General features: G+C 66.4%; 11 protein-coding genes, 1 tRNA gene and 2 pseudogenes. All 14 read left to right on the top strand.

Going from position 1 to position 15774, the window contains the following annotated elements:
• Positions 1–99 (top strand): annotated as a pseudogene (locus ABS41_RS13755) (elongation factor Tu); the annotation flags it as partial.
• A gap of 91 nt (positions 100–190) precedes the next feature.
• Positions 191–266 (top strand) — tRNA-Trp (locus ABS41_RS13750).
• 63 nt (positions 267–329) lie between these two features.
• Positions 330–707 (top strand): preprotein translocase subunit SecE, encoded by a 378-nt coding sequence (gene secE / locus ABS41_RS13745; RefSeq protein ID WP_290595199.1) that lies wholly within the window; start codon positions 330–332, stop codon positions 705–707.
• Positions 708–720: 13 nt separating this feature from the next.
• On the top strand, positions 721–1281 hold the full coding sequence (gene nusG, locus ABS41_RS13740; protein WP_290595197.1) for a transcription termination/antitermination protein NusG: 561 nt from the start codon (positions 721–723) through the stop codon (positions 1279–1281).
• 92 nt (positions 1282–1373) lie between these two features.
• The gene (rplK, locus tag ABS41_RS13735; RefSeq protein WP_290595195.1) at positions 1374–1802 is read left to right on the top strand and encodes a 50S ribosomal protein L11; all 429 of its coding nucleotides are present in this window, start codon (positions 1374–1376) and stop codon (positions 1800–1802) included.
• A gap of 3 nt (positions 1803–1805) precedes the next feature.
• On the top strand, positions 1806–2510 hold the full coding sequence (gene rplA / locus ABS41_RS13730; protein WP_290595193.1) for a 50S ribosomal protein L1: 705 nt from the start codon (positions 1806–1808) through the stop codon (positions 2508–2510).
• A 340-nt stretch (positions 2511–2850) separates the two neighbouring features.
• Entirely contained in the window at positions 2851–3384 is a 534-nt protein-coding gene (rplJ, locus tag ABS41_RS13725; protein ID WP_290595191.1) for a 50S ribosomal protein L10, read from the top strand.
• Positions 3385–3438: 54 nt separating this feature from the next.
• Positions 3439–3813, top strand: a complete 375-nt coding sequence (gene rplL / locus ABS41_RS13720) for a 50S ribosomal protein L7/L12 (protein WP_290595189.1) — start codon at positions 3439–3441, stop codon at positions 3811–3813.
• A 233-nt stretch (positions 3814–4046) separates the two neighbouring features.
• Positions 4047–8173, top strand: a pseudogene (gene rpoB, locus ABS41_RS13715) (DNA-directed RNA polymerase subunit beta).
• Between the two features lie 28 nt (positions 8174–8201).
• Complete coding sequence (rpoC, locus tag ABS41_RS13710) at positions 8202–12410, top strand: DNA-directed RNA polymerase subunit beta' (RefSeq protein ID WP_290595187.1); 4209 nt, start codon at positions 8202–8204, stop codon at positions 12408–12410.
• Positions 12411–12616: 206 nt separating this feature from the next.
• Entirely contained in the window at positions 12617–12991 is a 375-nt protein-coding gene (gene rpsL, locus ABS41_RS13705) for a 30S ribosomal protein S12 (protein ID WP_034223951.1), read from the top strand.
• 58 nt (positions 12992–13049) lie between these two features.
• Complete coding sequence (rpsG, locus tag ABS41_RS13700; RefSeq protein WP_290595184.1) at positions 13050–13517, top strand: 30S ribosomal protein S7; 468 nt, start codon at positions 13050–13052, stop codon at positions 13515–13517.
• Between the two features lie 20 nt (positions 13518–13537).
• Complete coding sequence (fusA, locus tag ABS41_RS13695; RefSeq protein ID WP_290595183.1) at positions 13538–15634, top strand: elongation factor G; 2097 nt, start codon at positions 13538–13540, stop codon at positions 15632–15634.
• 42 nt (positions 15635–15676) lie between these two features.
• Positions 15677–15774 (top strand): GTP-binding protein (locus ABS41_RS13690; RefSeq protein ID WP_040429678.1); only part of this gene is annotated, 98 nt, incomplete at its 3' end.

Genomic DNA, 15774 nt, shown 5'->3' with positions numbered 1-15774 from the left:
CTGATCGCCCCGATCGCGATGGACGAGGGCCTGCGTTTCGCCATCCGCGAGGGCGGCCGCACCGTCGGCGCCGGCGTGGTTGCCAAGATCATCAAGTAATCGCGTCGCCCGGCCAGCCCCGGCCGGTCGGGTGACCCGGGAAATGGCGGGCCGGAAGCGGTCCGCCATCGCCCGTTAAGGGAATGCCATTGCGTCAGTAGCTCAACTGGCAGAGCAGCGGTCTCCAAAACCGCAGGTTGTAGGTTCGAGTCCTACCTGGCGCGCCAATCCGCAGGCGGTGGTCCCCCGGGGCCACCACCACCAACCGGCACCAGCCGGGCAAGAGTCGAATGAACACGAAGGTCGAACACTCAGATCAGGCGGCGAGCGCCGCCGACATCGCCAAGTACGCCCTGGCCCTCGCCGTCGCGGTGGGCGGCCTGGTGCTGTACTGGATGACCGACTGGCCGACCCTCGCCCGCGTGATGCTGGTGCTGGTGGGCCTGGCGGGCGGCGCGGCGATCATGTCGGCGACGGCCAAGGGCCGCGCGGCGCGCGAGTTCATCAGCGAATCGATGTTCGAGCTGCGCAAGGTGGTCTGGCCGACCCGGCAGGAAGCCACCCGCACCACCGGCGTCATCCTGGTGGTGGTCGTCATCGTCAGCCTGATCCTGTCGGGCTTCGACCTTGTCATTTCGTGGGCGATCCGGCTGTTGCTGGGTCAATAAGGAGCTTAAGAACGTGGCCAAGCGCTGGTATGTCGTCCACGCCTACTCGGGCTTCGAGCACCAGGTGCAGCGCGCGCTCGACACGCGCATCGCGCGCGCCGGGATGCAGGAGAAGTTCGGCCAGGTGCTGGTCCCGACCGAGGAAGTGGTCGAGATGCGCGGTGGCCAGAAGCGCAAGTCCGAGCGCAAGTTCTTCCCGGGCTACGTCCTGGTGCAGATCGAGACCACCGACGAGGCCGGCATCCCGCGCATCGACGACGAGAGCTGGCACCTGATCAAGGAAACCCCGAAGGTGATGGGCTTCATCGGCGGCACCGCCGAGCGCCCGCTGCCGATCCAGGACCGCGAGGCCGACGTCATCCTCCGCCGCGTGCAGGACGGTGCCGACAAGCCCAAGCCCAAGGTGCTGTTCGAGCCGGGCGAGATGGTCCGCGTCACCGAGGGCCCGTTCAACGACTTCAACGGCGTGGTCGAGGAAGTCAATTACGAAAAGAGCCGCCTGCGCGTGGCGGTGTCGATCTTCGGCCGTTCCACCCCGGTGGAGCTGGAGTTCGGACAGGTCGAGAAGGCCTGACGCGAGTTTCGCAACACGTGGAAGCCGGGGCACGAACCCACCCGGCACGATGGGGAGCCTGACAACAGGCGCTTGCACCCGGAGACAAGACAATGGCTAAGAAAGTAGTTGGTTACATCAAGCTGCAGGTGAAGGCCGGCCAGGCCAACCCCTCGCCGCCGGTCGGCCCGGCCCTGGGCCAGCGCGGCCTGAACATCATGGAGTTCTGCAAGGCGTTCAACGCCGCCACCTCCAAGCTCGAGCCCGGCCTGCCGACCCCGGTGATCATCACCGCGTACTCGGACCGCACCTTCACCTTCGTCACCAAGAGCACCCCGGCCACCGTGCTGCTCAAGAAGGCCGCCGGCATCAGCTCGGGCTCCAAGCGTCCGAACACCGAGAAGGTGGGCAAGGTCACCCGCAAGCAGCTCGAGGACATCGCCAAGGCGAAGGAACCCGACCTGACGGCGGCTTCGCTCGACGCCGCGGTGCGCACCATTGCTGGTAGCGCCCGCAGCATGGGTCTCGTGGTGGAGGGCTAAGACATGGCGAAGATTTCCAAGCGTTACAAGGCCCTGCAGGCCCAGGTCGTCCCGGGCAAGGCCTACTCGATCGACGAGGCCCTGAAGATCATCCAGTCCAACTCGAAGACCAAGTTCGTCGAGTCCGTGGACGTGGCCGTGCGCCTCGGCGTGGATGCCAAGAAGTCCGACCAGCAGGTGCGCGGTTCGACCGTGCTGCCGGCCGGCACCGGCAAGTCGGTGCGCGTGGCCGTGTTCTGCCCGGCGGGCGCCAAGGCCGACGAGGCCCTGGCCGCCGGCGCCGACGTGGTCGGCATGGACGACCTGGCCGACAAGATGCTGGCCGGCGACCTGAACTACGACGTGGTCATCGCCACGCCGGACGCCATGCGCGTGGTCGGCAAGCTCGGCCAGGTGCTGGGCCCGCGCGGCCTGATGCCGAACCCGAAGGTCGGCACCGTGTCGCCGGACGCCGCCGGCGCCGTGCGCAACGCCAAGGCGGGCCAGGTGCGCTACCGCACCGACAAGGCCGGCATCATCCACTGCACCATCGGCAAGGCCAGCTTCGACGCCGAGTCCCTCAAGACCAACCTGCACGCCCTGCTGGGCGACCTGGTGAAGGCCAAGCCGGCCGCCGCCAAGGGCCAGTACCTGCAGAAGGTCTCGCTGAGCTCGACGATGGGCGTGGGCGTGGTCATCGACCAGTCCTCGCTGTCGCTGGCGAAGTAATCGTTCCAGGCCGGCCGGGGTCGCGACCCCGGCCGGCCAGAGTTTTGAAGGCGCCGCCGCGGACGCGTCCGCGACGGAGCCATCAAAGACCGCAGGTGCGGTCAGCGCGCGTCGACGTCGGGCAGGGATGCACGAAAGGCAAGGAATCGCCGTCGCCGCAAGCGGGATCGCTTAATCCGCGCTTCCAACGAAGCCGGGCCTGCGTAGATGGTGCCGCCTCCTGGAGAAATCTGGAGTGGCCACCACCGGGACGCATCCGCGTCCCCGACGCCGAGGGAACGGCGTCGCCCAAGACCACCAGCGGCTGGAGCCGCGGGTGGAGTCCAATTGGAGGAGTGCAATGGCTCTTAATCTGTCCCAAAAGCAAGAAGTTGTCGCCGAGCTGGCGGACGTTGCCGCCAAGGCGCACTCCCTGATCGCAGCTGAGTACGCAGGCACCACGGTCAGCCAGCTGACCGCGATGCGCAAGAAGGCCCGTGAGTCGGGCGTGTTCCTCAAGGTAGTGAAGAACACCCTGGCCACCCGCGCCGTCGCCGGCACGGAATACGAGTGCGTCAAGGACGTGCTCGTCGGCCCGCTGCTGTATGCGTTCTCGCTCGAGGAGCCCGGCGCCGCCGGTCGCCTGATCAAGGAGTTCGCCAAGGGCAACGACAAGCTGCAGCCGAAGGTGGTCGCCGTCGGCGGCCAGCTGTACCCGGCCAGCCACGTCGAAGTCCTCGCCTCGCTGCCGACCCGCGAACAGGCCCTGGCCATGCTGGCCCGCGTCCTGGCCGAGCCGGCCGCCATGTTCGCCCGCGCCGTCAAGGCCGTGGCCGACAAGCAGGGCGGTGGTGGTGATCAAGCCCCGGCCGAGGCCGCGGCGGAAACCGCCTGAGCGACGATCCGCTGATATCCAAACCATCCAGATAAATATCCAGAGGTAATCAAAATGTCCCTTTCCAACGAGCAGATCGTCGAGGCCATCGCCGCCAAGTCCCTGATGGAAGTCATGGAGCTGGTCAAGGCCATCGAAGAGAAGTTCGGCGTCTCCGCCGCCGCCCCGGTCATGATGGCCGCCGGCCCGGCCGCCGCCGCCGCCCCGGCCGAGGAGCAGACCGAGTTCACCGTCATCCTGAAGGCTGCCGGCGAGAAGAAGGTCGAGGTCATCAAGGCCATCCGCGCCATCACCGGCCTGGGCCTGAAGGAAGCCAAGGACCTCGTCGAAGGCGCCCCGCAGACCGTCAAGGAAGGCGTCTCCAAGGACGATTCCGCGAAGTTCAAGAAGGACCTCGAGGCTGCCGGCGCCACGGTTGAGCTCAAGTAAGCGCTTCATTGCGTCGCCGGATGTCATCGGCGACCACCTGAGGCTGGGGGCGAAAGCCCCCGGCCTTTGGCCGTTCCTGGAGCGGCCGTTGCAAGACAGGCGAGTTGCCAGTGTGAAGTAGCGGGAGAGGGCGTGCTGGTGCCGGCAATACCAGCGACTTCCCACTGGCAGTTTGACGTTCCCCCAAGGGCCGCGGACGCGCGGACCACAGATACCCGAGGCGGTAGCTCACCATGACGTACTCCTTCACCGAAAAGAAGCGCATCCGCAAGGACTTCGGCAAGCGCCGCGCCGTCCTTGACGTGCCGTACCTGCTGGCCATCCAGATGGACTCGTACCGCGAGTTCCTGCAGGAAGGCGCCAACGGCGACAAGCGCGAAGACCGCGGCCTGCACGCCGCCCTCAAGTCGGTGTTCCCGATCACGAGCTACTCGGGCAATGCCGCCCTGGAGTACGTGAGCTACAAGCTCGGCGAGCCCCCGTTCGACGAGCGCGAGTGCCGCAACCGCGGCCTGACCTACGGCGCCCCGCTGCGCGTGACCGTGCGCCTGGTCATCTACGACCGCGAGTCGTCGACCAAGGCCATCAAGTACGTGAAGGAGCAGGAGGTCTACATGGGCGAGCTGCCCCTGATGACCGACAACGGCACCTTCATCGTCAACGGCACCGAGCGCGTCATCGTCTCGCAGCTGCACCGCTCGCCGGGCGTGTTCTTCGACCACGACCGCGGCAAGACCCACAGCTCGGGCAAGCTGCTCTACAGCGCCCGCATCATTCCCTACCGTGGTTCCTGGCTCGACTTCGAGTTCGACCCCAAGGACTGCGTGTTCACCCGCATCGACCGCCGCCGCAAGCTGCCGGTGTCGATCCTGCTGCGCGCCCTCGGCTACAACAACGAGGAGATGCTCAAGCTCTTCTTCGACATCAACACCTTCCACATCGCCAAGAAGGACGGCGTGGAGCTGGAGCTGGTGGCCGAGCGCCTGCGCGGCGAGACCCTGAACTTCGACCTGGTGATCGGCGGCAAGGTCGTCGTCGAGGCCGGCAAGCGCATCACCGCGCGCCACGTCAAGCAGCTCGAGCAGGCCAAGGTCGACACCCTCGCGGTGCCGGACGAGTACCTGTACGGCCGCATCCTGGCCCACGACGTCATCGACACCAAGTCGGGCGAAGTGCTGGCCGTGGCCAACGACGAGCTCAACGAGGCCAACGTCGAGAAGCTGCGCAAGGCCGGCATCGACACCATCGGCACCCTCCGTACCTGTCCAACACCCTGCGCATCGACCCGACCAAGACCCAGCTCGAGGCCCTGGTCGAGATCTACCGCATGATGCGCCCGGGCGAGCCGCCGACCAAGGACGCCGCGCAGAACCTGTTCTACAACCTGTTCTTCACCTTCGAGCGCTACGACCTCTCGGGCGTGGGCCGCATGAAGTTCAACCGCCGCGTGGGCCGCAAGGAAACCACCGGCGCGCCCGTGCTGTTCGACCACAAGTACTTCGCCGAGCGCAACGACGAGATGGCCAAGTCGCTGGTCGCCGAGCTCGGCGAGACCTCCGACATCCTCGACGTCATCCGCACGCTTTGCGAAATCCGCAACGGCCGCGGCATCGTCGACGACATCGACCACCTGGGCAACCGCCGCGTGCGTTCGGTCGGCGAGATGGCCGAGAACGTGTTCCGCGTCGGCCTGGTGCGCGTCGAGCGCGCCGTGAAGGAGCGCCTGTCGCTGGCCGAGTCCGACGGCCTGACCCCGCAGGACCTGATCAACGCCAAGCCGGTGGCCGCCGCGATCAAGGAGTTCTTCGGCTCCTCGCAGCTGTCGCAGTTCATGGACCAGAACAACCCGCTCTCGGAAGTCACCCACAAGCGCCGCGTGTCGGCCCTTGGCCCGGGCGGCCTGACCCGCGAGCGCGCCGGCTTCGAAGTGCGCGACGTGCACCCGACCCACTACGGCCGCGTCTGCACCATCGAGACCCCGGAAGGCCCGAACATCGGCCTGATCAACTCGCTGGCCGTGTACGCCCGCTCGAACAAGTACGGTTTCCTCGAAACCCCGTACCGCAAGGTCGTGGACGGCAAGGTCACCGACCAGGTCGAGTTCCTGTCGGCCATCGAGGAGCACGAGTACGCCATCGCCCAGGCCAACGCCGAGCTCAACAAGGACGGCAGCTTCCAGGCCCCGTTCGTGCCCTGCCGCTTCCAGGCCGAGACCCTGCTCAAGCCGCCGAGCGAGATCCAGTACATGGACGTCTCGCCGATGCAGTCGGTGTCGGTCGCGGCCGCGCTGGTGCCCTTCATCGAGCACGACGACGCCAACCGCGCCCTGATGGGCGCGAACATGCAGCGCCAGGCCGTCCCGACCCTGCGCGCCCAGAAGCCGCTGGTCGGCACCGGCATCGAGCGCGCCGTGGCGCGTGACTCGGGCGTCACCGTCAACGCCCTGCGCGGCGGCGTGATCGACCAGGTCGACGCGGGCCGCATCGTGGTGCGCGTCAACGAGAGCGAGATCCACGGCAACGACGCCGGCGTCGACATCTACACGCTGGTCAAGTACACCCGCTCGAACCAGAACACCTGCATCAACCAGCGTCCGCTGGTGAACGTGGGCGACCGCGTGGCCCGCGGCGACGTGCTGGCCGACGGCCCGTCCACCGACATCGGCGAGCTGGCCCTGGGCCAGAACATGCTGGTCGCGTTCATGCCGTGGAACGGCTACAACTTCGAGGACTCGATCCTGCTCTCCGAGCGCGTGGTCGAGCAGGATCGCTACACCACGATCCACATCGAAGAGCTGACCTGCGTCGCGCGCGACACCAAGCTCGGTCCCGAGGAGATCACCGCCGACATCCCGAACGTCTCCGAGCAGGCCCTGGGCCGCCTGGACGAGTCGGGCGTGGTGTACATCGGCGCGGAAGTGCGCGCCGGCGACATCATGGTCGGCAAGGTCACCCCGAAGGGCGAGAGCCAGCTGACCCCGGAAGAGAAGCTGCTTCGCGCCATCTTCGGCGAGAAGGCCTCCGACGTTAAGGACAGCTCGCTGCGCGTGCCCCCGGGCATGGACGGCACCGTCATCGACGTGCAGGTCTTCACCCGCGACGGCATCGAGAAGGACAAGCGCGCGCGCCAGATCGAGGAATCCGAGATCAAGCGCGTCAAGAAGGACTTCGACGACCAGTTCCGCATCCTCGAGGGCGCCATCTACGCCCGCCTGCGCACCCAGCTGGTCGGCAAGGTCGCCAACGGCGGCCCGAACGGCCTGAAGAAGGGCGCCGAGATCACCGGCGAGTACCTCGACGGCCTGAAGAAGGACGACTGGTTCTCGATCCGCATGAAGGACGAGGACGCGGCCGAGATGGTCGAGCGCGCCCAGAAGCAGATCGAAGCCCACGAGAAGGAATTCGAGAAGCGCTTCCAGGACAAGCGCGGCAAGATCACCCAGGGCGACGACCTCGCCCCGGGCGTGCTCAAGATGGTCAAGGTCTTCCTGGCCGTGAAGCGCCGCATCCAGCCGGGCGACAAGATGGCCGGCCGCCACGGCAACAAGGGCGTCGTGTCCACCATCGTGCCGGTGCAGGACATGCCCTACATGGCCGACGGCCAGACCGTGGACATCGTCCTCAACCCGCTGGGCGTGCCGAGCCGAATGAACATCGGCCAGGTGCTGGAAGTCCACCTGGGCTGGGCCGCCAAGGGCCTGGGCCAGAAGATCCAGCGCATGCTCGAGGCCCAGGAGAAGGTCGCCGAACTGCGCAAGTTCCTCGACCAGATCTACAACCACGACAAGAAGCTGGCCGGCGACCGCGTCGACCTGTCCCAGTTCAGCGATGCCGAGCTGCTGGGCCTGGCCCGCAACCTCACCGACGGCGTGCCGATGGCCACCCCGGTCTTCGACGGCGCCGCCGAGGCCGAGATCAAGTCGATGCTCAAGCTGGCCGAGCTCCCCGAGAGCGGTCAGACCACGCTGTTCGACGGCCGCACCGGCGAGGCGTTCGACCGCCCGGTGACCGTGGGCTACATGCACATGCTCAAGCTCAACCACCTGGTCGACGACAAGATGCACGCCCGCTCGACCGGCCCGTACTCGCTCGTCACCCAGCAGCCGCTGGGCGGCAAGGCGCAGTTCGGCGGCCAGCGCTTCGGCGAGATGGAAGTGTGGGCCCTCGAGGCCTACGGCGCGGCGTACACCCTGCAGGAAATGCTGACCGTCAAGTCGGACGACGTGCAGGGCCGCAACCAGATGTACAAGAACATCGTCGATGGCGAACACGAGATGACCGCCGGCATGCCGGAGTCGTTCAACGTGCTGGTCAAGGAAATCCGCTCGCTGGCTATCAACATCGAGCTGGAAGAGCAGTGATAGGGCGCCGGGAACAGGAGAACCAAAAATGAAAGATCTACTGAATCTGTTCAACCAGCAGCGCCAGTCGCTGGATTTCGACGGCATCAAGATCGGCCTGGCTTCGCCGGACCTGATCCGTTCGTGGTCGTTCGGCGAAGTCAAGAAGCCGGAGACCATCAACTACCGTACCTTCAAGCCCGAGCGCGACGGCCTGTTCTGCGCCGCGATCTTCGGCCCGATCAAGGACTACGAGTGCCTGTGCGGCAAGTACAAGCGCATGAAGCACCGTGGCGTGGTCTGCGAGAAGTGCGGCACGGAAGTGACGCTGGCCAAGGTGCGCCGCGAGCGCATGGGCCACATCGAGCTGGCCAGCCCGACCGCGCACATCTGGTTCCTCAAGTCGCTGCCCTCGCGCATCGGCCTGATGCTGGACATGACCCTGCGTGACATCGAGCGCATCCTGTACTTCGAGGCCTACGTGGTCATCGAGCCGGGCCTGACCACGCTCGAGCGCGGCCAGCTGCTCACCGAGGAGCAGTTCCTGACCGCGCGCCAGGAGCATGGCGACGACTTCGACGCCCTGATGGGCGCCGAGGCGGTCTACCACCTGCTGCGCACGATCGACCTCAACGCCGAGCTGCTGCGCCTGAAGGAAGAGATCGCCGCCACCAACTCCGAGACCAAGCTCAAGCGCCTCACCAAGCGCATCAAGCTGATGGAGGCCTTCATCGACTCGGGCAACCGCCCGGAGTGGATGGTGATGACGGTGCTGCCGGTGCTGCCGCCGGACCTGCGTCCGCTGGTGCCGCTGGACGGCGGCCGCTTCGCGACCTCCGACCTCAACGACCTCTACCGTCGCGTCATCAACCGCAACAACCGCCTCAAGCGCCTGCTCGAGCTCAACGCGCCCGACATCATCGTGCGCAACGAGAAGCGCATGCTGCAGGAGTCGGTGGACGCCCTGATGGACAACGGCCGCCGCGGCCGCGCCATCACCGGCACCAACAAGCGCCCGCTCAAGTCGCTGGCCGACATGATCAAGGGCAAGCAGGGCCGCTTCCGCCAAAACCTGCTGGGCAAGCGCGTCGACTACTCCGGCCGTTCGGTCATCGTGGTCGGCCCGACCCTGCGCCTGCACGAGTGCGGCCTGCCGAAGAAGATGGCGCTGGAGCTGTTCAAGCCCTTCATCTTCGCCAAGCTGCAGCGCCGCGGCCTGGCCACCACCATCAAGGCGGCCAAGAAGCTGGTCGAGCGTGAGTCGGCCGAGGTCTGGGACATCCTCGAGGAGGTCATCCGCGAGCACCCGGTCCTGCTCAACCGCGCCCCGACCCTGCACCGCCTGGGCATCCAGGCCTTCGAGCCGGTGCTGATCGAGGGCAAGGCCATCCAGCTGCACCCGCTGGTCTGCACCGCGTTCAACGCCGACTTCGACGGCGACCAGATGGCCGTGCACGTCCCGCTGAGCCTCGAGGCCCAGCTGGAAGCCCGCGCGCTGATGATGTCGTCCAACAACATCCTGTCGCCCGCCAACGGCGAGCCGATCATCGTGCCGACCCAGGACGTCGTCCTGGGCCTGTACTACATGACCCGCGCGCTCGAGAACAAGAAGGGCGAGGGCATGGTGTTCGCAAACGTCGGCGAGGCGCGCCGCGCCTACGACAACCGTGTGGCCGAGCTGCACGCCAAGGTCAAGGTGCGCATCAAGCGCGAGGAGATCGACGAGAACGGCGAGCGCCACCTGAAGTCGGCCATCGTCGAGACGACGGTCGGCCGCGCCCTGCTGGCCGAGATCCTGCCGGACGGCCTGCCGTTCGCGCTGGCCAACACCGAGCTGACCAAGAAGGCCATCAGCCGCCTGATCAACTCGTGCTACCGCATGCTGGGCCTGAAGCACACGGTCATCTTCGCCGACAAGCTGATGTACACCGGCTTCTCGTTCGCCACCCGCGCGGGCGTGTCGATCGGCATCGACGACATGATCATCCCGCCGGAGAAGAAGGACATCCTGGCCGAGGCCGAGGCCGAGGTCCTGGAGATCCAGGAGCAGTACCAGAGCGGCCTGGTCACCGCCGGCGAGCGCTACAACAAGGTCGTGGACATCTGGTCGCGCACCAACGAGCGCGTGGCCAAGGCGATGATGGAAGCCATCGGCACCGACAAGGTGGCCAATGTGCAGGGCCAGACCGTCGACCAGAAGTCGATGAACTCGGTCTACATCATGGCCGACTCCGGCGCCCGTGGTTCGCAGGCGCAGATCCGCCAGCTGGCGGGCATGCGCGGCCTGATGGCCCGCCCGGACGGCTCGATCATCGAGACGCCGATCACCGCGAACTTCCGCGAGGGCCTGAACGTCCTGCAGTACTTCATCTCGACCCACGGCGCCCGCAAGGGCCTCGCGGACACCGCGCTGAAGACCGCGAACTCCGGTTACCTCACCCGCCGCCTGGTCGACGTCGCCCAGGACGTGGTGGTCACCGAGTCCGATTGCGGCACCACCAACGGCCTGACCATGACCCCGATCGTGGAAGGCGGCGACGTGGTCGAGCCGCTGCGCGACCGCGTGCTGGGTCGCATCGTGGCCGAGGACGTGTACCTGCCGGGCAACGACGAGGATCCGATCGTCACCCGCAACACGCTGCTCGACGAAGCCTGGGTCGACAAGCTCGAGACCGCCGGCGTGCAGTCGATCAAGGTGCGTTCGGCGATGAGCTGCGAGAGCGCCTTCGGCATCTGCGCCCACTGCTACGGCCGCGACCTGGCCCGTGGCCACATCGTCAACCTCGGCGAGGCCGTCGGCGTCGTCGCGGCCCAGTCGATCGGCGAGCCCGGCACGCAGCTGACCATGCGTACGTTCCATATCGGCGGCGCGGCTTCGCGTGCGGCCGCCGTGGACAACATCACGGTCAAGACCACCGGCACCATCAAGTTCAACAACCTCAAGCACGTCCAGCACGACAAGGGCCACCTGGTGGCGGTGTCGCGTTCGGGCGAGCTGTCGGTGCTCGACAACCACGGCCGCGAGCGCGAGCGCTACAAGCTCCCGTACGGCGCCGTCATCAACGTCAAGGACGGCGATGCGGTGAAGGCCGGCCAGGCCGTCGCCACCTGGGACCCGCATAACCACCCGATCGTGTCGGAAGTGGCGGGCTTCGTGCGCTTCATCGACTTCGTCGACGGCGTCACCGTCATCGAGAAGACCGACGAGCTCACCGGCCTGGCCTCGCGCGAGATCACCGATCCCAAGCGCCGCGGCTCGGCCGGCAAGGACCTGCGCCCGATCGTGCGCATCGTCGACGCCAAGGGCAACGACCTGAGCATCCCGGGCACCGACCTGCCGGCGCAGTACCTGCTGCCGCCGCGCTCGGTCGTCAACCTGCAGGACGGCGCCGCCGTCGGCGTGGGCGACGTGGTGACCAAGGTGCCGCAGGAAGCGTCCAAGACCCGCGACATCACGGGCGGCCTGCCGCGCGTGGCCGACCTGTTCGAGGCCCGCAAGCCGAAGGACCCGGCGGTGCTGGCCGAGGTCTCGGGCATCATCAGCTTCGGCAAGGACACCAAGGGCAAGCAGCGGCTGATCATCAAGGACGCCGAGGGCAACGAGCACGAAGAGCTCATCCCGAAGTACCGCCAGGTCATCGTCTACGAAGGCGAGCACATCGCCAAGGGCGAGACCGTGGTGGACGGCGAGCCGAACCCGCAGGACATCCTGCGCCTGCTGGGCGTCGAGCCGCTGGCGGCCTACCTGGTCAAGGAAATCCAGGACGTCTACCGCCTGCAGGGCGTCAAGATCAACGACAAGCACATCGAGGTGATCATTCGCCAGATGCTGCGCAAGGTCGAGATTACCGACGCCGGCGACAGCCGCTTCATGGCTGGCGAGCAGGCCGAGAAGGTCAGGGTGGTCGAGGAGAATGCCAAGGCCGTCGCCAAGAACGAGCTGCCGGCGAAGTACGAGCCGGTCCTGCTGGGCATCACCAAGGCCTCGCTGGCGACCGAGTCGTTCATCTCGGCGGCCTCCTTCCAGGAAACCACCCGCGTGCTGACCGAGGCCGCCGTGCGCGGTACCCGCGACAGCTTGCGGGGCCTGAAGGAAAACGTTATCGTCGGCCGCCTCATTCCGGCGGGTACGGGCCTGGCTTACCACAACAAGCGGCGCCAGGCCGCGCTGCCGGAGCTTTCCGATTCCGAACTGGAGACCTTGCGGGCCGTCTCGACGGCCACTGAGACTACCGAAGAAGCCGGCTCCGAAGGCTGACCTAGTGCGCTGGCAAGCTCGCCGATAGCTTGCCCACATCCGGAAAGAGGGAACAGGACGTTCCCTCGTGTCCGGTTCAGGGACGATGGAAACCAGAATGACGCGACCTGTCGCTCGTTGACAGGTCCGTTTAACGCGAAGTAAACTCCCGCTTCTCGGTGGGCCGGTTTCCGGCCTGCCTTGTTCTTTATCCAGGATCCCCAAGCATGGCGACGATCAATCAGCTGGTGCGCAAGCCGCGTCAGCCCAATACCTACAAGAGCGCCTCCCCGGCGCTGGCCAACTGCCCGCAGCGTCGTGGCGTGTGCACCCGCGTGTACACCACGACCCCGAAGAAGCCGAACTCGGCCCTTCGCAAGGTGGCCAAGGTCCGCCTCACCAACGGTTTCGAGGTCATCTCGTACATCGGCGGCGAAGGCCACAACCTTCAGGAGCACTCGGTGGTCCTGATCCGCGGCGGTCGCGTCAAGGACCTGCCGGGCGTGCGCTACCACACCGTGCGCGGCTCGCTCGACGCCGCCGGCGTCGCCAAGCGTCGCCAGGCCCGCTCCAAGTACGGCGCCAAGCGTCCGAAGTCCTGATCGCGCGGCCCAGGCCGCAGCGATAGCCATCCGAATACCAAAAATTTAGGCAAGCATCATGTCCCGTAAAGGTTCTCCCGGTACCCGTTCGGTCCTCCCGGACCCGAAGCACGGAAGCGAAGTCGTCGCGCGCTTCATCAACATGGTCATGAAGTCCGGCAAGAAGTCGATCGCCGAGAAGATCGTCTACGGCGCCATGGACGTCATTGGCGAGAAGAACTCCGACGCCCTCGGCCTGGTCGAGAAAGCGCTGGGCAACGTCGCCCCGGCGGTCGAGGTCAAGTCCCGCCGCGTCGGCGGCGCGACCTACCAGGTCCCGGTCGAAGTCCGTTCGTCGCGCCGGATGGCGCTGGCCATGCGCTGGGTGATCGAGTCGGCGCGCAAGCGCGGCGAGAACACCATGCCGCGCAAGCTGGCCGCCGAGCTCCTTGAAGCCGCCGAGAACCGTGGCGGCGCCGTCAAGAAGCGCGAGGAAACCCACCGCATGGCGGAGGCCAACAAGGCCTTCTCGCACTACCGCTGGTAACACAGAGAAGGACCTCCCCCGTGGCACGTACTACCCCCATCGAGCGTTACCGCAACTTCGGCATCATGGCCCACATTGATGCCGGCAAGACCACCACGTCCGAGCGCATCCTGTTCTACACCGGCAAGAGCCACAAGATCGGTGAAGTGCACGACGGCGCCGCGACCATGGACTGGATGGAGCAGGAGCAGGAGCGCGGCATCACCATCCAGTCGGCGGCCACCACCGCCTTCTGGAAGGGCATGGACAAGACCTTCCCCGAGCACCGCTTCAACATCATCGACACCCCGGGCCACGTCGACTTCACCATCGAAGTCGAGCGTTCGCTGCGCGTGCTCGACGGCGCGGTGTTCGTGCTGTGCGCCGTTGGCGGCGTGCAGCCGCAGTCGGAGACCGTGTGGCGCCAGGCCAACAAGTACCGCGTGCCGCGCATCGCGTTCGTCAACAAGATGGACCGCACCGGCGCCAACTTCTTCAAGGTCCGTGACCAGCTGAAGTCGCGCCTGGGCGCCGTGCCGGTGCCGATGCAGGTGCCGATCGGCGCCGAAGACGGCTTCGAGGGCGTGGTCGACCTGCTCAAGATGAAGGCCATCCACTGGGATGCCGCTTCGCAGGGCCTGAATTTCGAGTACCGCGACATCCCGGCCGACCTGGTCGAGGTGGCCAACGAGGCGCGCGCGTTCATGATCGAGTCCGCGGCCGAGGCCAGCGAAGAGCTCATGGACAAGTACCTCGAGGGCGGCGACCTGTCCGAGGACGAGATCATCGGTGGCCTGCGCCAGCGCTGCCTGAGCACCGAGATCGTGCCGATGTTCTGCGGCTCGGCGTTCAAGAACAAGGGCGTGCAGGCGATGCTCGACGGCGTCGTCAAGCTGCTGCCGTCGCCGGTCGACGTGCCGGCCGTGCGCGGCGTCGACATCGACGACGAGACCAAGGAGCTGAGCCGCGAGTCCAGCGACAAGGCCCCGTTCTCGGCCCTCGCGTTCAAGATCATGACCGACCCGTTCGTCGGCTCGCTGACCTTCTTCCGCGTCTACTCCGGCACCCTCAGCGCCGGCGACCAGGTGCTGAACTCGGTCAAGGGCAAGAAGGAGCGCATCGGCCGCCTGCTGCAGATGCACTCGAACCAGCGCGACGAGATCAAGGAAGTGCTGGCCGGCGACATCGCCGCGGCCGTGGGCCTCAAGGACGTCACCACCGGTGACACCCTGTGCGCCCAGGAGCACCCGATCGTGCTCGAGCGCATGACCTTCCCCGAGCCGGTCATCTCGATGGCCGTCGAGCCCAAGACCAAGTCCGACCAGGAGAAGATGGGCATCGCCCTCGGCCGCCTGGCGCAGGAGGATCCGTCCTTCCGCGTGCGCACCGACGAAGAGTCGGGCCAGACGATCATCTCGGGCATGGGCGAGCTGCACCTCGACATCATCGTCGACCGCATGAAGCGCGAGTTCAACGTCGAGGCGAACGTCGGCAAGCCGCAGGTCGCCTACCGCGAGACCATCCGCAAGGCGCTCAAGCAGGAAGGCAAGTTCGTGCGCCAGTCGGGCGGTCGCGGCCAGTACGGCCACATCGTCATCGAGATGGAGCCGGGCGAGCGCGGTACCGGCTACGTCTACGAGAACTCGATCGTCGGCGGCGTGGTTCCGAAGGAATACGTCGTTGCCGCGGGCAAGGGCATCGAAGAGGCCATGAAGAATGGCGTGCTCGCCGGCTTCCCGGTGGTGGACGTCAAGATCAAGGCCGTCGACGGCTCGTTCCATGACGTCGACTCGAACGAAATGGCGTTCAAGGTCGCCGGCTCCATGGCCTTCAAGGAAGGCTTCATGAAGGCCAGCCCGGTCCTGCTCGAGCCGATCATGAAGGTCGAGGTCGTGACCCCCGAGGACTACATGGGCGACGTGATGGGCGACCTGAGCCGTCGTCGCGGCATCCTGCAGGGTTCGGACGACACGCCGTCGGGCAAGGTCATCAACGCGATGGTCCCGCTGGGCGAGATGTTCGGCTACGCCACCGCGATGCGCTCGATGTCCCAGGGCCGCGCGACCTTCACGATGGAATTCGATCACTACGCAGAGGCCCCGGCGAACATCGCCGAGCAGGTCATCAAGAAGTCCTGATCCATCCCCAGTATCCAGAATCCAGATTAGAGGCGACAGAAAATGTCCAAGGGTAAGTTTGAGCGCACCAAGCCCCACGTGAACGTGGGCACCATCGGTCACGTTGACCACGGCAAGACGACGCTGACTGCGGCGCTGAC

The organism is Arenimonas sp. SCN 70-307 (assembly GCF_001724815.1).
In the GTDB taxonomy this organism is placed as follows: Bacteria; Pseudomonadota; Gammaproteobacteria; order Xanthomonadales; family Xanthomonadaceae; genus Arenimonas.
This window is presented reverse-complemented; position numbering and strand designations above follow the sequence as displayed.